14 protein-coding genes and 1 tRNA gene are annotated in these 19839 nt (G+C 43.2%); 4 read left to right on the forward strand and 11 right to left on the reverse strand.

Going from position 1 to position 19839, the window contains the following annotated elements; genetic code table 11:
- Window positions 1–223 precede the first annotated feature (223 nt).
- The 3 genes from dacB to MHH79_RS09940 all read right to left on the reverse strand — a co-directional run bounded on the left by dacB (window position 224) and on the right by MHH79_RS09940 (window position 4235).
- Window positions 224–1699 (reverse strand): D-alanyl-D-alanine carboxypeptidase/D-alanyl-D-alanine-endopeptidase, encoded by a 1476-nt coding sequence (gene dacB / locus MHH79_RS09930; protein WP_340035125.1) that lies wholly within the window; start codon window positions 1697–1699, stop codon window positions 224–226.
- A 33-nt stretch (window positions 1700–1732) separates the two neighbouring features.
- The gene (gene galM / locus MHH79_RS09935) at window positions 1733–2710 is read right to left on the reverse strand and encodes an aldose 1-epimerase (protein WP_340035126.1); all 978 of its coding nucleotides are present in this window, start codon (window positions 2708–2710) and stop codon (window positions 1733–1735) included.
- A gap of 133 nt (window positions 2711–2843) precedes the next feature.
- Window positions 2844–4235, reverse strand: a complete 1392-nt coding sequence (locus tag MHH79_RS09940; protein WP_004399508.1) for an MATE family efflux transporter — start codon at window positions 4233–4235, stop codon at window positions 2844–2846.
- A 285-nt stretch (window positions 4236–4520) separates the two neighbouring features.
- Between MHH79_RS09940 and iseA the strand changes: the two genes are divergently transcribed.
- On the forward strand, window positions 4521–5066 hold the full coding sequence (gene iseA, locus MHH79_RS09945) for a DL-endopeptidase inhibitor IseA (RefSeq protein WP_015714038.1): 546 nt from the start codon (window positions 4521–4523) through the stop codon (window positions 5064–5066).
- Window positions 5067–5159: 93 nt separating this feature from the next.
- Here the strand turns inward: iseA and MHH79_RS09950 are convergent.
- The 3 genes from MHH79_RS09950 to MHH79_RS09960 form a co-directional block, all read right to left on the reverse strand.
- Window positions 5160–5232, reverse strand: a tRNA-Arg gene (locus tag MHH79_RS09950).
- A gap of 52 nt (window positions 5233–5284) precedes the next feature.
- Window positions 5285–5830 (reverse strand): site-specific integrase, encoded by a 546-nt coding sequence (locus MHH79_RS09955; RefSeq protein ID WP_003231473.1) that lies wholly within the window; start codon window positions 5828–5830, stop codon window positions 5285–5287.
- Window positions 5831–6147: 317 nt separating this feature from the next.
- Window positions 6148–6378, reverse strand: coding sequence for an excisionase family DNA-binding protein (locus MHH79_RS09960; protein ID WP_063335125.1), 231 nt, complete (start codon window positions 6376–6378; stop codon window positions 6148–6150).
- A gap of 184 nt (window positions 6379–6562) precedes the next feature.
- Between MHH79_RS09960 and ggt the strand changes: the two genes are divergently transcribed.
- Window positions 6563–8326: a gamma-glutamyltransferase gene (gene ggt, locus MHH79_RS09965; protein ID WP_047182697.1), complete on the forward strand. Its 1764-nt coding sequence runs from the start codon at window positions 6563–6565 to the stop codon at window positions 8324–8326.
- A 187-nt stretch (window positions 8327–8513) separates the two neighbouring features.
- Here ggt and yofA read toward each other — a convergent pair whose 3' ends face one another.
- Window positions 8514–9371, reverse strand: a complete 858-nt coding sequence (yofA, locus tag MHH79_RS09970; protein WP_251217961.1) for a LysR family transcriptional regulator YofA — start codon at window positions 9369–9371, stop codon at window positions 8514–8516.
- Window positions 9372–9499: 128 nt separating this feature from the next.
- Between yofA and MHH79_RS09975 the strand changes: the two genes are divergently transcribed.
- The gene (locus MHH79_RS09975; protein WP_251217962.1) at window positions 9500–10489 is read left to right on the forward strand and encodes a zinc-binding dehydrogenase; all 990 of its coding nucleotides are present in this window, start codon (window positions 9500–9502) and stop codon (window positions 10487–10489) included.
- Window positions 10490–10546: 57 nt separating this feature from the next.
- On the opposite strand, the gene gltD is transcribed toward MHH79_RS09975, so the two are convergent.
- Together gltD and gltB are read right to left on the reverse strand one after the other, a co-directional pair.
- The gene (gene gltD / locus MHH79_RS09980) at window positions 10547–12028 is read right to left on the reverse strand and encodes a glutamate synthase small subunit (protein WP_014479972.1); all 1482 of its coding nucleotides are present in this window, start codon (window positions 12026–12028) and stop codon (window positions 10547–10549) included.
- 16 nt (window positions 12029–12044) lie between these two features.
- On the reverse strand, window positions 12045–16607 hold the full coding sequence (gene gltB / locus MHH79_RS09985) for a glutamate synthase large subunit (RefSeq protein WP_063335128.1): 4563 nt from the start codon (window positions 16605–16607) through the stop codon (window positions 12045–12047).
- Window positions 16608–16753: 146 nt separating this feature from the next.
- On the opposite strand from gltB, the gene gltC reads away from it, so the two are divergent.
- Window positions 16754–17656 carry a glutamate biosynthesis transcriptional regulator GltC gene (gene gltC, locus MHH79_RS09990; protein WP_004399246.1) on the forward strand — a complete coding sequence of 301 codons (903 nt, stop codon included), beginning with the start codon at window positions 16754–16756 and terminating at the stop codon, window positions 17654–17656.
- 50 nt (window positions 17657–17706) lie between these two features.
- Here gltC and proB read toward each other — a convergent pair whose 3' ends face one another.
- Together proB and proC are read right to left on the reverse strand one after the other, a co-directional pair.
- Window positions 17707–18822, reverse strand: coding sequence for a glutamate 5-kinase (gene proB / locus MHH79_RS09995; RefSeq protein ID WP_024571767.1), 1116 nt, complete (start codon window positions 18820–18822; stop codon window positions 17707–17709).
- Window positions 18819–19712, reverse strand: coding sequence for a pyrroline-5-carboxylate reductase (proC, locus tag MHH79_RS10000; protein WP_010886524.1), 894 nt, complete (start codon window positions 19710–19712; stop codon window positions 18819–18821). The genes proB and proC overlap by 4 nt, the downstream gene beginning before the upstream one ends.
- Window positions 19713–19839 lie beyond the last annotated feature (127 nt).

Here is a 19839-nt window from a genome sequence, read left to right on the forward strand (position 1 = left end):
TTTTTTGAATATAGTATTATTTCTTTATTTTTCGTTTCTTTTTTTATCAAATTTCCGGATATAAAGTGATAAAAGTATTGTTTTGCATAAGGTCTTATACACTACTTTTTAATCGAACTAATTTGCTTTTGTGCATCATTCTTCTAATTGTTGGAAGGTTCGACAAAGCGTTATTACAGACATAAAAAAACCTGTTTTCTCTTGGAAAACAGGTCTGCCGCTATTATTGATTTGCCAAAATGACAGCGATTTGATCCTCAATATCTTTTCCATCCTCTTCATCAATCAATCCATTTAGAAGAATAGAGAAAACAAGTTTTTTTCCGCTCTTTGTTTCCGCGTACCCAGATAGAGAGCTTACCGTACTGAGCGATCCGGTTTTTGCTCTTACTTTTCCTTGTGCAGGAGTGTCTTTCATGCGGTTTCTCAGCGTTCCGCCCACCATTCTGTCAGGATTGCCCGCAACAGGTAAAGAATTTAGATAAGCCGAGAACCAACTCTGATCCTGAATGTCATATAACAGCTGTGAAAGTTGATCTGAGGATACAGCATCAATATGTGAGATTCCTGATCCGTCCCTTAAGACGAGTGATTTAGAATCAACACCAAATTCCGGAAGCGTACTGTTTAACACTTCGAGTCCCTTTTCCCAGCTCCCTTCTCCTTTTTTCACTTTCCCCATCTCTTTTACGAGCACTTCGGCATGTCCGTTATTACTTAATTTCATGAACGGCACAAAAAGTTTCGATAAAGGCATTGAGCGATGAGAGAGCAGCACATCTGAAGAACTAGGTGCTTCACCCGTCTTGATGTCCCCTTTCACAGTAATTCCTTGTTTTTTTAGTGACTGCTTAAATAAATCTAAGGCATATCCGGCAGGATCCCAGACAGAAATCCACTCCTTTGTCTTGTTTGCGTCAACCGGTACGCTCCCTTCAATTGTAATCGTGTTTGTTCCATGCTCTCTTTCGATTGTGAGGTCTTTCTCTGAACCGGCAGCAGTCGTTTTAGCATCGTTCTTAATCGTTATATAATCGGTTTTTGGAGAGACAGCCACGGCAGGCTTTTCCCCTTCTTTTTGATTTGGGGTGACCTCAACAATCACAGTGCCTGCATCATAGTCTTCGTTTGGAGACGCTGTTAGAGCGGAGATTGGCGCGCCATAATATGTGTATTCATCGCTCCAAGGCATATCAGGTGATAATCGCATGTCATCATGCCACGTATCATCACCGATCAGATTGCCTTTAATTACTTTTACGCCGGAATGTTTCAATTTCTCAGCCATTTTGTCAAAATCAGATGGTAAAAGTGTCGGATCGCCTTTCCCTTTCAAATAAAGGTTACCATTCAGCTTTTTCCCTTTCAGTGTTCCATCCGTCCGGACCTCGGTTGTAAAAGAATAGTTCTCGCCAAGGACAGAAAGTGCCGCGGCCGCTGTCAAAAGCTTTAGAGAAGAGGCAGGCCTCATTCGGGTGTCTCCTGAATGTTCATATAGAACAGCACCTGTTTCCGCAGAGCGAACGGTGATGCCGGCCATTGCGCCTTCGAGGGCAGGATGATCAGCTAAAATCTTATCGATCTGCCCGGAAAGTGCATCTTGTTTTTCAGCGGCAAGCGCAGCCTGATGCATATAAGGCACCGAAGCAACGACGAAAAGCAGTAAAACAGAAACATAAAGCTTTATGCTTTTTTTCATTAATTTCCCCGCCTCTCTGCGCTTCATCATTGGCTATTGATGATTCAGTTCAATGGTGATACTGCTTTTAGCTGTCGTTTTTTCTCCCGGCTCCAGCACTTGTAAACCAGTGAGTGATGAAGGTAAATCAAGATTCACTGCGTTTGTCACCCATGTGTAAGGTTCAGGGCATAAATACCCTTGTTTTCCGTCCGCATTGTATACAACCCAATGTTTAAACTGTTCATCTGCCTTATAAATAATGCTGATATGTGCATGCTGATGATAAATGACTGCCTGGTTTTCTCCGCCCCTCTTCTGATAAGAAGATAAAAAGACATCATCCAGCTGCTTGTGGCGCAAATCCATTCCTTCATGCAAAGCTTCTTTATTCAGTACATCCATCAGTTTCCCGATCGGCAGCAGGCGTTCATCCAACTCCCATTGCTGATCTGCTGTCAGGGAGAATAACGAGCTTTCTGCCGGAAACACAAATGTAGTATGATAACCAATTCCCCAAGGAAACGCTTCCTTTCCTTTGTTCATGACCGTCGCATGTTTAAACAGAGTATTCCCTTTTACCGTGTATGTCATCCGAACGACGGCATGGTGAGGAAATTGCTTATACACATGGGGGAGCTCAGAAAGATCAATTTCTGTTTCAACAATCACTTCTTCATCAGTTTTCTTCGCGGTCACTACGTTCCACTTTTCATGGTAAAGAAACCCATGAAGATGGTTGTGTTTATCCTTCTCGTTGATATCAAAATGATACGTTCTGCCCCGGAAACTGAATGTACCGTCACTTATGCGGTTAGGCGGGAACAGGATTGGAATGCCATACAATGTTGGTGTGTCGTGAAAACTTTTTGCTGTTTCCGGTTCACGCAAAAGCTGGACTTTTGTTGTTTTGTCCACGAGAGAAATGACGTTGCTCCCCCACTCAGGGACAACAATCATTTCTAGATGTTCGTTGCCCGCTTTGATGGCCGGCGTTCCCAAATACGTGATTTTCTCAATAAAGTTTGCCATGTTTACTCAACCTCTCCTTGATTCATTGCTAGTATAAGAATTCAATGTACTGTACCATATTTCCTCCATTTTATATTTTCCCCTATCAAATAAAAAAACACCGTTCAAACTTATGAACGGTGTGATTCGGAGGCTATTGGATGAGACGTGTGATTTGTTTCTTTTTCCAGACGAATTGATAATACCCATAAATCAACAGCAAGCTGACGGCAAACGCAGCTGGATAACCAACCCAGACGCCGAGTATTTCAAGCTTTGTATAGTGAGAAAGGACGAAAGCGACAGGCACCTCTACTCCCCAGATTGCAAAAATACTGATGACGGTCGGCCATAAAACCGTTCCGCTTGCCCGCATCGTTGCAGAAATAATTTGGGCATTTCCAAACAGCAAATAGCTCCACAATGTAATCATCAAAAGACGGTGCGCAATGTAAAGCGTCTCTTGCTCGGTTAAAAATAACGATAAAATCTGATGTGAAAAAACATAGATCAGAATAATCAGTACGCCGCCAATGATATAATTCAGCCAAATCCCCACGCGAATGACCTGCTTTAAGCGGTCAAACTCGTTTGCTCCGATCGATTGCGCAGCGAAAATAGAAACCGCAATACCAAGGCTAACGGCCGGCATCTGTACATAGCTGGCCACCTGGTTGACCACTCCGTATGCAGCTGTTGCATTAGAGCCGTAATGATTGACGAATGATATAACCGCTATCTCTGATAATGAGACAAGAATCATATTGATGCTTGCTGGGACCCCAAGACGCAGCAGGAGAACCAGCAGTTCCTTATCCATTTTCAAATAACGACGCACTGTTTTATCAAATTGCAGCGGGTGTTTTCGCTTTCGTAAATACACCATTAACACGAGAAAAGTCGCAATCGTGGAAATGACAGTTGCATATGCCGAGCCGTATATGCCCAGTTTCGGAAAACCAAACATGCCAAGGATTAAAACAGGCAAAAGCGCGATGTTGATGACCGTGCTCACAATCAGCGTATAAAACGGTGTCTTGGAATCTCCTGTTCCGCGCAAAAAGGTAGTATATGCAAAATATAAAAACATAAACGGCATAGCATAAAATAAAATACGTGCATAGTTAGCGCTGACATGAATGACATTTTCAGGTGTTCCCATTAAACGAAGGATATCCAGGGTGAAAATACTGCCGATAACGGCTAACACAACGCCTAATAAAAATGTAAACGTGAGCGTCGTCCCGACAACAGCCTTTAGCCGTTCCTCATTTTTCGCTCCGTAAGCTTGTCCGATCAGAATCGAACTTCCTGAACCGATCCCAATCGTAAATGAGATTAAAAGAAAAAATAACGGGAAAAAGGATGATACAGCTGCCACTGCATCAACACCGAGCCATCTGCCTACAGCCATCATCCCGACTAGCTGACCGACTGATTGCAGCACATTGCTCAGCAGAAGCGGCACCAAAAAGAGTGACATCGACCGCCAAACTGATGGTTTGCTTTTCTTTTGAGTTACAAGAGGTTCTTGTGATGTTTCCATATTAAAGGACTCCTTTATTTGAAATCGTTTTTAAACATGCCCTCATTTTTTGACAAAAACAGGATATGTAACATGTTATTATTCATCACTGCACATATGAAACCCTTCCCGATTCTTCTAATTTTACACATCTTTTTAGCTTATGAAGAATAAACTAGCAAGTAATGGCGTATTTTTTGTGAGTAAAAGAATAAAAAATAATTTATGCAAAAGTATTGTAATCTACCCGTAATTATTGTAACATTTGTAACATAAGAGAAAGAGATTTTGAAGGAGAGAGCGATAATGAAAAAATGTCTTCTATTTCTAACAACCATTGCACTTATTCTGTCATTAAGCACAAATGCATTTGCGAAAAATACATCAGGCGATTTATCACAAAAACAAGCATTACAGTTGGCATTATCCGCTAGAGAACATTTTTGGAACACCATGAGCGGCCACAATCCGAAGGTGAAAAAAGCAGTTTGCCCATCAGGCACATTCGAGTATCAAAATCTTCAATATGTATACATGTGCAGTGATCTAGGCACTAAAGCAAAAGCGGTGAATTATTTAACTCCTATTTTTACAAAAACAGCAATCGAAAAAGGCTTTAAAGATTATCATTTCACTGTTTCAAAAGGAAAACTTGCTGTTCCAATCGGTGACGGAGACAATCTTTTGAATTGGAAAAAATCAACTGCTAAACTGATCTCTAAAAAAGGCGGCACAATCACATACGAATTTACCGTCCCTACTTTAGACGGATCCCCTTCTGCAAAACGGAAAGTGACATTCGTGAAAGAAAATAAAAAATGGAAAGTCAATCAATTTGACGCAGTTATATAAGAAAAACGCCCGGTATAAGCGGGCGTTTTTTATTTGGTCTGCATAAAGAAAGACAACAGGCGAAAAGTGCCTGTTGTCTTTTTGTGAATATAACGCTCTAGGAGAGATTCGAACTCCCGACCTGCAGTTTAGGAAACTGCTGCACTATCCGCTGTGCTACTAGAGCTTTTGGTATTTATATAGTAGCTCTGATGATCAATATTTTCAAGCGATTTGTATTAAAGCCCTCCAAAAACCTTATACGCGGCTCTTGTTGTATCTTCATCAATACCAATATACCGCATTGTAATTGATGGTGATGAATGATTCAGTATTCTCTGCAGCTCGGCGATGTCTTTCGTTCGCTGATAAAAATGATAGCCAAACGTTTTCCGGAGTGTATGCGTCCCTATCTCCTCAAGTCCGCACGCCGCAGCGGCCTCTCTTAAAATTCTGTAGGCCTGAATGCGGGAAATCGGCTTCCTGGTCCGCACTGATTTAAAAAGATATTCGTTTTCCTTCATGTCTTTCGTATACTCGTATATTTCCTGTTTCAGCGATTCTAAAATAAGAATCTTTCTTTTCTTTTTCGTTTTGCTTTCAGTCGCCCATAAATGATCTTTATTTTGAACGTCCTTCACTTGCAGCGGCAGAATATCAGAAATGCGGAGCGCGCTGTTGATGCCGAAAATAAACAGAAAATAATCCCGCTTGTTTTTGTTAAGCAAATACTGTTTGACTTCTTGGATTTTCTCTAGACTGCGAATCGGCTGTACAATATGCATCAAAAAACTCCTTAAAAACCATTATGTAACGTTTTGAGGTCTATGTTACTATTATATCTGAAAAACGTTGAATGTCAAAGTGCGGCTGCATTTATGTAACATAATATACATAGTGTTACATAAGCTTTTAAAAAAGCTTCTTAAAACCTTCACCCTATAAAATAAGCTTTAAAGCCTCTTATAAAGCTTTTAACCTCTTGGATACTTATCCCCCTACTAATCATCAAAAATCCTCTTAAAACGAAATCTGACGCTCCCAATTTTCTGGAGCTTCCGCAAAAAAACATACAAAAAAAGACACAATTTCAAATTGTGTCCTAATCCTCATCCTTTACATCAATATCTTCCGGGATTGGTTCATTTAATATTTCCTGCACCAGTGCTTTGTAATTCTCCAGCTGTTCGAGATGCGTGTTGAACTGATCCTTATAAATCAAAAATTGCTCCCCGTCATGAACGGCTCTGATTTTCCCTTCGAGCACCAAGCTTTTAATATAATCCTCTGAAAGATTTGTATATTCTGCTGTTTCTTCAATCGTTAAATACATATAGCAGTCCCTTCTTAATCCGTATGCTGATTCTAATATAGCACATGGCTCATATCAATATAATCAATTTTGCACAGAAAAACGGCTTTATGTACTATATAATATACCATTTGTCACTTGTGAAAACGCTGTAATTTTTTTACGCTAAGATTGTAACAATACAGCTTCATATAGGAGGGAGAACATGAAAAGAACGTGGAACGTCTGTTTAACAGCTCTGCTTAGTGTTCTGTTAGTCGCTGGAAGTGTCCCTTTTCACGCGGAAGCTAAAAAACCGCCCAAAAGCTACGATGAGTACAAACAAGTAGATGTAGGAAAAGACGGCATGGTTGCGACCGCACATCCTCTTGCTTCTGAAATCGGTGCTGATGTGCTGAAAAAAGGAGGAAATGCTATTGACGCAGCGGTTGCCATTCAATTTGCACTCAATGTAACAGAGCCGATGATGTCAGGTATTGGCGGCGGCGGTTTTATGATGGTGTATGACGGAAAAACGAAGGATACAACGATAATCGACAGCCGTGAGCGTGCTCCAGCAGGCGCAACCCCTGACATGTTTTTGGATGAAAACGGCAAAGCAATTCCCTTCTCTGAACGAGTGACAAAAGGTACTGCCGTTGGTGTTCCAGGCACGCTGAAAGGGTTGGAAGAAGCCTTGGATAAATGGGGAACCCGTTCAATGAAGCAATTAATTACCCCTTCTATTAAACTCGCTGACAAAGGCTTTCCGATTGATTCAGTGTTGGCAGATGCCATTTCTGATTATCAGGAAAAACTTTCACGGACTGCCGCAAAAGATGTATTTTTGCCAAATGGCGAACCGCTTAAAGAAGGAGATACCCTTATTCAAAAGGATTTGGCTAAAACATTTAAGCTTATTCGCTCCAAAGGCACTGACGCTTTTTATAAAGGAAAATTCGCCAAGGCGCTTTCTGACACTGTCCAGGATTTCGGCGGATCAATGACAGAAAAAGATTTAGAAAATTACGACATTACAATTGATGAACCGATTTGGGGAGACTATCAAGGCTATCAAATCGCTACTACTCCTCCTCCAAGCTCCGGCGGTATTTTCTTATTGCAAATGCTGAAAATCCTTGATGATTTTAACCTTTCACAATACGATGTCCGCTCATGGGAAAAATATCAGCTGCTTGCTGAAACGATGCATTTGTCATATGCCGACCGTGCGTCTTACGCAGGTGATCCCGAATTTGTAAATGTTCCTCTCAAAGGCCTGCTTCACCCCGATTATATTAAAGAACGCCAGCAATTAATCAACCTAGATCAAGTGAATAAAAAACCGAAAGCCGGTGACCCTTGGAAATACCAAGAAGGATCAGCAAACTATAAACAAGTTGAACAGCCGAAAGACAAAGTAGAAGGCCAAACAACCCACTTTACAGTTGCTGACCGTTGGGGAAATGTTGTTTCCTATACAACCACAATCGAACAGTTGTTTGGTACGGGTATTATGGTCCCTGATTACGGAGTCATCCTAAACAATGAATTAACGGATTTTGATGCGATACCAGGCGGAGCTAACGAAGTACAGCCAAACAAACGGCCTTTAAGCAGCATGACACCGACGATTTTATTTAAGGATGACAAGCCTGTCCTCACTGTTGGATCTCCTGGCGGGGCCACGATTATTTCATCCGTTTTGCAAACCATTCTCTACCACATTGAATATGGTATGGAATTAAAAGCAGCTGTTGAAGAGCCGAGAATTTACACAAACAGCATGAGCTCTTACCGTTACGAGGACGGAGTTCCTAAAGATGTCCTCAGCAAGCTAAACGGCATGGGCCACAAATTCGGCACAAGTCCGGTGGAAATCGGAAACGTACAAAGTATATCGATCGACCATGAAAACGGTACCTTTAAAGGCGTAGCTGATTCAAGCAGAAACGGAGCGGCGATCGGCATTAATTTAAAACGTAAATAAATAAAAAAACTGTACTCGCTTCAAATGAGTACAGTTTTTTTATGCAGATCTTTAATAACAACGGGCATTGCTGATGCTCTGTATCCCTGATAGCAATCCAAAATGACAGAAGAATGACTGCTTCCTTGACAAACGTCTTTATTCTGCTAATGCAGTGAATCAGACCAGAAATCCAACACGTCTATCTTCAACTTTTCATTTCGTTTATCTCATCAAGAAATGTCTGAAACGCACTCGTAATAAAAAAGTCTTTCCTGTATATAAAGACGATCTCTAAGTCTTGATATGCTGGTGGCAGTTGATGAATCCACACATTTGTACGATGCTCGGAGCAGTCAACAGCGGACTTTGGGAGCAGCGCCGTACCCATCCCGGCGGAAACACCTTTTATAATTGCCTCCAATGTGCCAAACTCTATGATTTTTTGATTGTGTATGCCTGCTTCCTCTAGTAATCTTTTGACCCTGTCACGATGAGAACAGCCAGCCCCAAAAAAGAGCATCGGCTGCAGAAGCATGTCTTCTGCCGTCCCTTCTCGTGATGAAATCAAAACTAATTCATCATGGGAAACATGGAGTTGTCTAACTGCAGCGTGTTCAACCGGCCCATATACAAAAGCGCCATCAACTTTATGATCAAGAACCTGTTGAATCAAATGATGCGTATCAGCTGTGTTCACTGATAAATCCACTTCAGGAAAACGCCTGAGGAAGGATGCTGCATGCTCAGGCAGATGCGTTACCGCCGTCGTTTCCAGTGATCCGATCCGCAAAGGCCCTTTTGGTTGCCTGCTCATTCGGGTCGATTTTTCAGCTTGGTCTAACAGCGATAATACTTGATCTGCATATTGTAAAAGATTTTCTCCTGCAGCAGTCAGCTTCATTCCCCGATTCGTTCGATGAAAAAGCCTGATATTCAAATCTTCCTCAAGGTTATGCACTCTGGCTGTCACATTCGACTGAACATAATTCAGCATTTGAGCTGCTTTCGTTATGCTTCCTTCGCGGGCAACAGCCTGAAAAATCTTTAAATCTCCGCTTTCCACGCGCTCTCACCTGCTTGCTATGATGAAAAGTGATATTGACTATCATATTTGTTCATTTTACTCGAAGAAAACTGCTATGTAAAATATGTAAAGATATGAAAATACAATTCTATGAGGAGGCAGACAGCATGAAAGCTGTAATTCACAACGGAAAAGCCGGCCTTCAGGGGTTATCAGTTCAAGACGTTCCATCAACAAAGCCGGGATACGGAGAGGTAAAGGTTAAATTAAAATCTGCGGGCCTGAATCATCGTGACTTGCTTCTTATGAAAAACAAATCTGAACAAGATCCTCACGTGATACTGGGTTCTGACGGCGCGGGTATCATCGAAGAGATTGGTGAAGGCGTGAAAAATGTTACTGTTCAGACAGAAGTAGTCATTTTCCCGACATTGAACTGGGATTTGACTGAGAATGTTCCACCTGTACCTGAGATTCTGGGAGGTCCTTCGGACGGAACACTTGCTGAATATGTGATCATTCCTTCACAAAATGCAATCAAAAAACCTGCTTATTTATCTTGGGAAGAAGCGGGCGTTTTACCTTTATCCGCTTTAACTGCATATCGGGCTCTGTTTACAAAGGGGCAATTAAAAAAAGGCGAGCATCTATTGATACCCGGCATCGGCAGCGGTGTGGCAACCTACGCTTTATTTATGGCTAAGGCGATTGGGGCAACAGTAAGCGTGACCTCCCGCAGTGAGGAGAAAAGAAAAAAGGCGCTGAAATTAGGTGCTGATTACGCATTTGACAGCTACAGCAATTGGGATGAGCAGTTGCAGGGAAAAAAGGCGGATGTTGTTCTTGACAGCATAGGACCTGCCCTCTTTTCGGAATACTTCCGCCATGTAAAACCAAATGGCCGTATTGTCAGCTTTGGGGCAAGCTCAGGGGATAATCTCAGTTTTCCGGTGCGTTCTCTATTCTTTCCTCAGGTCAATGTTTTGGGAACCTCGATGGGAAGCGGTGAGGAATTTCAAGCTATGCTCGCTTTCATTGACAAACATAAGCTGCGGCCTGTAATTGACCGGATATACCCTTTAGAAAAAGCATGTGAAGCATATAAAAGAATGCAGGAAGGCAGACAGTTTGGAAACATCGGGATCGTAATGGAATAAAAAAAGAAACCGGCCTGGCAGCCAGACCGGTTTCTCTTATATGATAATCCCCTTTATTTACGGAAGAACTGAACTCCCCATCAAATATCGATCCACTTCACGCGCCACTTCACGGCCTTCATTAATCGCCCATACGATTAAGCTTTGGCCTCTTCTTGCATCCCCTGCGGCGAATACACCATCGATATTTGTTTGATAATCCCCATATGCTGCACTGATTTTGTTATTTACTGAATCAACACCGAACTGTTTCAACAGCGGCTGTTCTGTGCCTTCAAAGCCGATAGCGATAAAGACAAGCTGAGCAGGCCATACTTTTTCCGTTCCAGGCAGCTCGCGGAACTCGTATTTTCCATGCTCATTTTTCACTTTTTCCATTTGGATGGTATGAAGCTCTTTCAGCTTTCCGTTTTTATCCGCAACCATTTTTGTCGTTTGAATGGAGTATTCTCTCGGATCTCTTCCGAATTTTGCTTCTGCTTCCTCGTATGCATATTCAAGCGTAAAGACGTGTGGCTGTTCAGGCCACATATTGTCATTCGTGCGGGCTGGCGGAAGTTTCGGGTGTTTGCCGAATTGGTGCACGCTTTTGGCTTTTTGACGCAGAGCAGTAGCCACACAGTCAGCTCCTGTATCTCCGCCTCCGATTACGATGACATCCTTCCCTTTGGCATCAATGAATTGCTTGTCTTTAAAATTAGAATCTAAATAGCTTTTTGTTGCAAGTGTCAGGTAGTCCATCGCGTAATGGACTCCTTTTGAGTCGCGTCCTTCAATTAAGAGGTCCCGCTGTTTTTGAGCGCCTGTGCATAGGATCACAGCATCAAATTGCTCCTTTAGCTCATCAGCTGTAATGTCAACACCGATTTCTGTGTTCGTGACAAAATCAATTCCTTCTTGCGTCAGCAATTTAATTCGGCGTTCTACAATGCCCTTCTCAAGCTTCATGTTTGGAATGCCGTATGTTAAAAGACCGCCCGCTCTGTCTGAGCGCTCAAAAACAGTGACAGAATGCCCTGCTTGATTTAGCTGGTCAGCACTCGCCAGTCCGGCTGGGCCCGACCCGACGATAGCCACTTTTTTGCCTGTTCGTTTTTTTGGAATTCTAGGTTGAATCCAGCCGTTCTCAAATCCTTTATCGATAATGGTCCGCTCGATGTTTTTAATTGATACGGCCGGGTCTGAAATCGCTAAAGTGCATGATCCTTCACAAGGAGCGGGGCATACCCGCCCTGTGAATTCAGGAAAGTTGTTTGTTTTCAACAGACGTTCCAATGCTTCCTTCCATCTGCCCCGGTAGACAAGATCATTCCATTCAGGAATTAAGTTGTAAATCGGACAGCCGGATGTAAATCCGTTAATGTCAGCACCGATCTGGCAAAACGGTGTACCGCAATCCATGCACCGCGCCCCTTGCCGTTTCGATGCTTCTTCTGAAAAAGGAGCAGAATATTCTTTCCAATCCTTTAAGCGAGTGAGAGGGTCCCGCTCCGCAGGTTTTTCTCGTTTGATCTCCATAAATCCAGTTGGTTTCCCCATGTTCCTCTCCCCTTCCTTACTGTACTACCGCTTGTTTTTGTCCCGATGCTGCTGTATTCTGCTTTGGCTTCGTGTTGGCCTCAAAAGCGAACATGATGGCTTCTTCATCTGATAAACCTGCAGCTTTTTGCTCTTGGATGCTTGCGAGCATTTGTTTATAGTTTTTCGGAATGACTTTGACGAATTTTTTCACACTGTCTTCCCATTGATCAAGCAGATCTTCTGCTTTTTGGCTGTTTGTATACGCAATATGTCTTTCAAGCATTGCTTTGATTTGCTGGATTTCTTTCTCATCCTCTAATGATTCAAATAAAATCATCTCAAGGTTGCATTTGCGTTTAAACGCTTTGGCATCTTCGGCCAGTACATAAGCGATTCCGCCGGACATACCTGCCGCAAAGTTTTTGCCTACATCACCGAGAACGACAACGCTGCCGCCAGTCATGTATTCACAGCCGTGGTCGCCAATACCTTCTACAACTACGTTCACACCGCTGTTTCGAACGGCAAAGCGTTCACCAGCACGTCCGTTAATATATGCTTCTCCGCTTGTCGCACCGTAAAAAGCCACGTTGCCGATAATGACATTGTCATCCGAAGCAGAGTTGAATCCTTCTGGTGACTTGACGATGATTTTTCCGCCAGAAAGCCCTTTTCCGACGTAATCATTTGAGTCTCCGTCCAAATAAAGCGTCATCCCTTTAGGAACGAAAGCTCCAAAGCTTTGGCCGGCTGATCCGGTAAAGTGCAGCTTGATTGTATCTTCAGGAAGCCCTTCTTCTCCGTAGTACTTTGAGATTTCACTGCCGGTTATCGTTCCGGCTACACGGTTTGTATTGTTGATTTCGATAGAAACTTCCGCTTCTTTTCCAGACTCGATGGCTTCTTGTACGGCCGGGAGAATCGCTGTAATATCAAGTGATTGATCAATTTTATGATTTTGCGGCGATTGGAACGTCCGTACACCTTCAGGCTGATAAAGAAGGGTAGACAAATCAAGCTGGCTTGCTTTCCAATGTCCCTTTGCCCGTTCACTTACATGAAGTGCGTCCGTGCGGCCGATCATTTCATCAAATGTCTTGAATCCTAACGCAGCCATGTACTCACGAACTTCTTCAGCAATGAACATCATATAATTCACAATATGATCAGGATCACCCATGAATTTTTTGCGAAGCTCTGGATTTTGTGTCGCTACACCGACAGGACATGTATCCAAATGGCATGCACGCATCATGACACAGCCGAGTACAACTAACGGAGCCGTTGCGAAACCGAATTCTTCGGCGCCGAGCAAAGCAGCCATCACAACATCTCGGCCCGTCATGAGCTTTCCGTCTGTTTCTAATACAACACGGTCACGAAGTCCGTTCAGCATTAGTGTTTGATGTGCTTCTGCAAGGCCAAGCTCCCACGGAAGCCCTGTATGTTTAATACTGGTTTTCGGAGAAGCGCCTGTACCTCCGTCATAGCCGCTGATCACAATGACATCTGCAGTCGCTTTGGCAACACCTGCAGCAATTGTTCCTACACCTGCTTTTGACACCAGCTTTACGCTGATTCTTGCGTCACGGTTAGCATTTTTCAAATCGTGGATCAGCTGGGCTAAATCCTCAATCGAATAAATGTCATGGTGTGGCGGAGGTGAGATTAATCCGACACCTGGCGTTGACCCGCGGACATCGGCAACCCATGGATATACCTTGTTGCCAGGCAGCTGCCCGCCTTCACCCGGCTTAGCACCTTGAGCCATTTTAATCTGCAGCTCGTCAGCATTGACGAGGTAATGGCTTTTGACACCAAACCGTCCGGATGCAATTTGTTTGATCGCACTTCTTCTATCATCGCCGTTCTCATCTGGAACAAAGCGTTTGGGATCTTCTCCGCCTTCACCGCTGTTGCTTTTTCCTCCAAGACGGTTCATTGCGATTGCTAAAGCTTCGTGCGCTTCCTTACTCAAGGACCCGAATGACATCGCACCCGTTTTAAAACGTTTGACAATCGATTCAGCGGATTCAACCTCCTCCAACTTCAAAGGCTTGCGGTTTCCGTCAAATGCGAACAAGTTCCGCAAAAATCCGATGCGTTCTTCATCAGCCGCTTTTGTATACTGTTTAAACAGATTGTAATCATTTCTGCGGCACGCCCATTGCAAAGTATGAATCGTTTTCGGATTAAACGCATGATGCTCTCCGCCATTTCTCCATTGGAAGTCACTTCCCGGTTCAAGCGTTTTGCTGTAATCATCCTGATACGCTTCCCGGTGGCGGCGCTGTGCCTCTTCTGCAATTGTTTGTAAATCGATGCCGCCGAGCTGTGATGCAGTACCTGTGAAATAGCGGTCGATCACATCGCGGCTGATTCCTACCGCCTCAAAGATTTGGGCGCCTCTGTAGCTTTGCACAGTTGAAATTCCCATCTTGGACATCACTTTTACGACGCCCTCAGTAATGCTTTTTCCATATTTGCTGACCGCTTCTTCATAGCTGATATCCAAACGGCCTTCATCAATTTCTTGCTTGTAGGTCGCATAAGCGAGATAAGGGTTAATCGCATCTGCTCCATAACCGATTAACGCTGCAAAGTGATGCACTTCACGTGCTTCTCCCGATTCCACAATAATGCTGACTTTCGTACGCAGCCCTTTGCGGATTAAATGCTGGTGCAGCGCGCTTACTGCCAGAAGCGGCGGAATTGGTGTCAGTCGTTCGTTCATCTTTTTGTCTGATAAAATTAACAGACTTACACCTTGGCTGATGGCTTTTTCTGCCTGTGTGAACATATCCTTTAATCCGCGTTCAAGATCCTCTGAAAACAGCACATCGATTTTTTGGCTTTTTAAATCAGGATGAACAATCGTTTTCAATGCGTAAAACTGTTCATTGGATAAAACAGGTGTATACAGTTTAATCCGGCGAACATTTCGTTCACTTGGATGAAGAAGATCGCCTTCCGCACCGAGCCAAGTCATTGTTGAAGTGACAAGCTGCTCACGAATCGCGTCGATTGGCGGGTTCGTTACTTGTGCAAACAGCTGTTTAAAGTAGTTAAACAGTGATTGCGCTCGGTCAGAAAGTACAGCAAGCGGCGCGTCATTCCCCATTGAACCAAGGGGATCTTTGCCTTCTTTAATAACAGGAATTAGATATTTTTGGATATCTTCATATGTGTATCCGAATGCCTTCTGGCGAGTAAGAAGATCACTAAATTGTTCTTCCTCTCTTGACTCCGGATCAGGATTTACTTGTACAAGCTCTTCTTCAAGCCATTTTTGGTACGGATACTCAGTTGCAATTTGTGTTTTGACTTCTTCATCGGAGATAATACGGCCTTCTTCCAGGTCGATTAAAAGCATTTTCCCAGGCTCAAGGCGGTTTTTATATAAAACGTTCTCCTGTTCAACTTCAATAACGCCTACTTCAGATGAGAAAATAATATAATCATCTTTTGTGACATAATAACGGGCCGGACGGAGACCATTCCGGTCAAGGATCGCCCCGATTTGTTTACCGTCAGTAAATGATATTGCTGTCGGTCCGTCCCAAGGCTCCATCAGGGAGCTATGGTACTCGTAGAACGCCCTTTTTTCCTTGGACATATGCGTATTTTCCGTCCAAGGCTCTGGAATGAGCATCATTGCCGTATGTGCCGGTTTGCGTCCAGCCATCACAAAAAACTCAAATGCGTTATCCAAAATGGAAGAGTCACTGCCATCAGCATTGAGAATCGGCAAAATCTTGTTTAAGTCCTCACCGAAGCTTTCAGAAACAAATTGCTGCTCACGTGCTCTCATCCAGTTGATATTTCCGCGAAGGGTGTTAATTTCACCATTGTGAACCAAATAGCGGTTAGGATGCGCTCTTTCCCATGTAGGGAATGTGTTGGTGCTGAAGCGTGAATGAACGAGCGCAAAAGCAGAAACGAATGCTTCGTCTTGCAGATCAGAATAAAATGCATCAACCTGTTCAGGTGTTAAAAGGCCTTTGTAAACAATGGTCTGGCTTGAAAGACTGGCAAAATAAAAATCAAGACCTTCCGTTACTCCCCAATTTTCAGCCTGTTTACGAATGACATACAATTTTCGTTCAAAAGATAAATTGTCCTTTAGATCAGAACTTGCGCCGATAAATACCTGACGGACAAACGGACAGCTTTTTTGCGCCACTGTTCCGATTTTTCCGACATTTACAGGTACAGTTCTCCATCCAAGAACGACTTGGCCTTCTTGTTCAATCAGTGCATTGATTTGCTTTTCAATTTTTTTTCTTTCATCTTCTTTCTGTGAGAAAAAGACCATTCCTACCCCGTAACGTTCTTTTTCTGGCAGATTGATGTCTTTGCACTCTTTTCTAAAGAAAGCATCAGGGATTTGAACCAGTAAGCCGGCTCCGTCTCCTGTATCCGGATCACTGCCTTGCCCTCCTCTATGGTCTAGCTGGCAAAGCATCTTAAGTCCTTGTTTGACAATGTCGTGAGTCTGCTTGCCCTTTAAGTGTGCATATAGGCCGATTCCGCATGCATCATGTTCAAATTCAGGACGGTAGAGACCTTGAGCTTTTGGCATTTGATTGTACGTCATAATTCCTCTCCCCCGATCAATTTCCGATAATACCGGTCATAAAATCTAACACCTCTATAATCATTGTAGGTTTTCAAAACGATATAAACAATATATAATTTAGATCAAAAGAATCTCAAAATGAGATAGATGGATGTGAGACAAACATGGAGCTGCGCCAACTGCGTTATTTCATGGAGGTTGCTGAAAGAGAACACGTTTCAGAAGCCGCTGATCATTTGCATGTGGCCCAATCAGCAATCAGCAGACAAATTGCCAATCTTGAAGAAGAATTAAATGTGACCTTATTTGAGCGTGAAGGGAGAAATATCAAACTCACGCCAATCGGAAAAGAATTTTTGATTCATGTGAAAACGGCGATGAAAGCCATTGATTATGCGAAAGAGCAAATTGATGAGTATCTTGACCCGCATCGCGGAACGGTAAAGATCGGCTTTCCTACAAGCCTCGCCAGCCAGCTTTTGCCGACTGTCATTTCAGCGTTTAAAGAAGAATATCCGCACGTCGAATTTTTGCTGCGCCAAGGCTCCTATAAGTTTCTGATTGAAGCTGTCAGAAACCGTGATATTGATCTGGCCTTATTAGGGCCGGTGCCGACGAATTTCTCTGACATAACGGGAAAAATATTATTTACTGAAAAAATTTACGCGCTTGTTCCATTAAATCATCCGCTTGCTAAACAAAAAACGGTTCATTTAATCGATTTGCGCAACGACCAATTTGTATTGTTCCCTGAAGGATTTGTACTTAGAGAGATGGCAATTGATACTTGCAAACAAGCAGGCTTTGCTCCTCTCGTTTCCACGGAGGGTGAGGATTTGGATGCTATCAAAGGGTTAGTGTCCGCAGGAATGGGCGTTACCCTTCTGCCTGAAAGTACTTTTGCTGAAACAACACCTCGTTTTACTGTGAAAATTCCAATTGAGTTCCCTCAGGTAAAACGGACTGTTGGAATCATTAAACCGAAAAATAGAGAGCTTGCGCCTTCTGCGAATGATTTTTATGAGTTTGTCATTCAATTTTTCTCTAAGCTGGAGCAGTATCAATAAAAAAATGAACCCGAGCTTCTATATAGAAGCTTCGGGTTTTTTTCTGCAAATTAATTTACAGGTAAAGAAAAATCCACATGGCAAACAAATGCTTCTTGATCAATTAGAGCTCTGTTTGTCAGTTCCTTTTTCTTTTCCGGTTCTTGAAGCTGTACAGAAGAGTAATTGACGATTCCAAGACCGATTTCCGTCCCTTTTGAATCCATCAGCCGAACAACTGAACCGCTTTTGAATTTCCCTTTAATCTTCTGTACACCGTCCAGGTATAAACTCGATTGGCCGTTTGTTATTTTTCGTGAACAATCATCTGATAAAAACATTTCACCTTCCGGGCCGGAATTAAAAGCGATCCATTTCTCCTTTTGATTCAACGGAAGCGTTCCTTCTGCTTCAAAATAGGTGCCTTCCGCCTGTTCATGAACGGCGTGATATAAAATATCGCCGGCATCTGCCTGACCAAGGAAACCTTTAATGCCAGACGCCATTACGATTTTAAACGCATCAAGCTTAGAGCGCATGCCGCCGGTGCCAACGATGCTTCCAGTGTCACCTGCGCATGCTTCGATGTCAGGTGTTATTTCACTCACCCGCTGTATCCTTTTCGCTTCTGGATTTGTGCGCGGATTGCCGTCATATAATCCGTCTATATCTGATAAAATCACAAGCATATCTGCATCGATCAATCCTGCGACTTTTGCCGCGAGTGTATCATTGTCGCCAAACTTGAGCCGATTGACGGTAACTGTGTCATTTTCGTTTATGATCGGGATGATGCCGCGCTCGAGCAGTACATTCATTGTATTCCTGACATTGTTGTATCGATATTCATCAGAAAAATCGCTTCTCGTAATTAAAATTTGGGATGCGACATAGCCGTGTGCCAAAAACAGCTTTGAATAAGCCTCCATCAGCAATCCCTGGCCGATTGAAGCTGATGCTTGTTTTTCTGGAAGCTTCTCGGGTCTTTGGATAAATCCGAGCTTCCGATATCCCGCCGCCACTGCGCCTGAGGAAACCAAAATCACTTCATAACCGGCGTCTTTGAGTTTGACGACCTGGTCGACCAACGCTTCTAATTTTCGAATGCTGATTTCTCCATGAAGGCTTGTTAATGAACTGCTTCCAATCTTCACAACGACTCTTTTCATGCTTGTATCAGGCGTCACTTTATCACTCCTGATAGCGGCGCTGCAGTTTTTTCGATATCTTCGCTGATTTCCTTTGAACGCTTAGCCGCATGCTTTATTGCTTGAGAAATCGCTTCTCCGCCGCCGCTTTTTTTCAAGGCTTGCAGCCCCGCTGCTGTCGTTCCGTTCGGTGACGTGATATTATCTCTTAAGATTTCAGGATGTTCTCCTGTTTCCATGAGCATTTTTGCGGCACCTAAAAGTGTCTGTGCGCCGATGCTTCGAGATAACTGTTTATCGAGGCCCGCTTCCTCGCCTGTCTTTTCAATGAATTCCATTAAATAATAAAAATACGCGGGTCCGCTGCCTGCAATTCCGGTGAATATATCCATTTGATTTTCTTGGATTGTATAGACTTCGCCCATGCATCCGAGCAATGCTTCGGCCAGCTTCTTCAGGTCTTCCGACACATATTTGCCAAGGGCAATAGCTGTTGCAGAAGCGCCAATCATACTGGAAGTGTTGGGCATCACTCTGACAACCGGCTGTTCATTAAGCAATGATTGTTCAATAAAAGAGGTGGTTATGCCGGCAAGGACCGACAATATTAATTGATGGGGTTGAATACGTGATTTTAGTGATGACAGAGCGTTTTCGGCGTCTTTTGGCTTCATTGCCAAAATGAGCACATCCATGTCTTCAATACATAGTTGGTTCGGCAAGGCGCCTTTGATTCCATATTGAAGTTCAAGTTCAGTTAATCGCTCTGTATTGCTGCGGTTTGTAACGCAGATGTTTTGTTTCGGGATTTTGTTGGCACGAACGATACCTGATATCATTCCTTCCGCCATAGATCCTGCTCCTATAAAGGCTACTTTCTTTTGATCAAAGATCGGTAACATCTCCTTTGTTCGCTTTTTTGTTCGCATTTTCACACGTTTAAAATGTTACCACGTGAGGAAATGATGTCAAGTTTGAAGGCCATTATTGATTTGTATTGTTTCTTTTCGACAAATATGTATAATGAAAAGCAGAAAACACCCGGTTCACACTGCT

Origin of the sequence: Bacillus sp. FSL K6-0993, assembly GCF_037977205.1 — a bacterium.
Lineage (GTDB): Bacteria > Bacillota > Bacilli > Bacillales > Bacillaceae > Bacillus > Bacillus subtilis.

Excerpts from the sequence above, each read along its gene's own strand:
- dacB (WP_340035125.1), bottom strand. The coding sequence starts at position 1,699 with ATGAAAAAAAGCATAAAGCTTTATGTTTCTGTTTTACTGCTTTTCGTC.
- galM (WP_340035126.1), bottom strand. The coding sequence starts at position 2,710 with ATGGCAAACTTTATTGAGAAAATCACGTATTTGGGAACGCCGGCCATC.
- MHH79_RS09940 (WP_004399508.1), bottom strand. The coding sequence starts at position 4,235 with ATGGAAACATCACAAGAACCTCTTGTAACTCAAAAGAAAAGCAAACCA.
- iseA (WP_015714038.1), top strand. The coding sequence starts at position 4,521 with ATGAAAAAATGTCTTCTATTTCTAACAACCATTGCACTTATTCTGTCA.
- MHH79_RS09955 (WP_003231473.1), bottom strand. The coding sequence starts at position 5,830 with ATGCATATTGTACAGCCGATTCGCAGTCTAGAGAAAATCCAAGAAGTC.
- MHH79_RS09960 (WP_063335125.1), bottom strand. The coding sequence starts at position 6,378 with ATGTATTTAACGATTGAAGAAACAGCAGAATATACAAATCTTTCAGAG.
- ggt (WP_047182697.1), top strand. The coding sequence starts at position 6,563 with ATGAAAAGAACGTGGAACGTCTGTTTAACAGCTCTGCTTAGTGTTCTG.
- MHH79_RS09975 (WP_251217962.1), top strand. The coding sequence starts at position 9,500 with ATGAAAGCTGTAATTCACAACGGAAAAGCCGGCCTTCAGGGGTTATCA.
- gltD (WP_014479972.1), bottom strand. The coding sequence starts at position 12,028 with ATGGGGAAACCAACTGGATTTATGGAGATCAAACGAGAAAAACCTGCG.
- gltB (WP_063335128.1), bottom strand. The coding sequence starts at position 16,607 with ATGACGTACAATCAAATGCCAAAAGCTCAAGGTCTCTACCGTCCTGAA.
- gltC (WP_004399246.1), top strand. The coding sequence starts at position 16,754 with ATGGAGCTGCGCCAACTGCGTTATTTCATGGAGGTTGCTGAAAGAGAA.
- proC (WP_010886524.1), bottom strand. The coding sequence starts at position 19,712 with ATGCGAACAAAAAAGCGAACAAAGGAGATGTTACCGATCTTTGATCAA.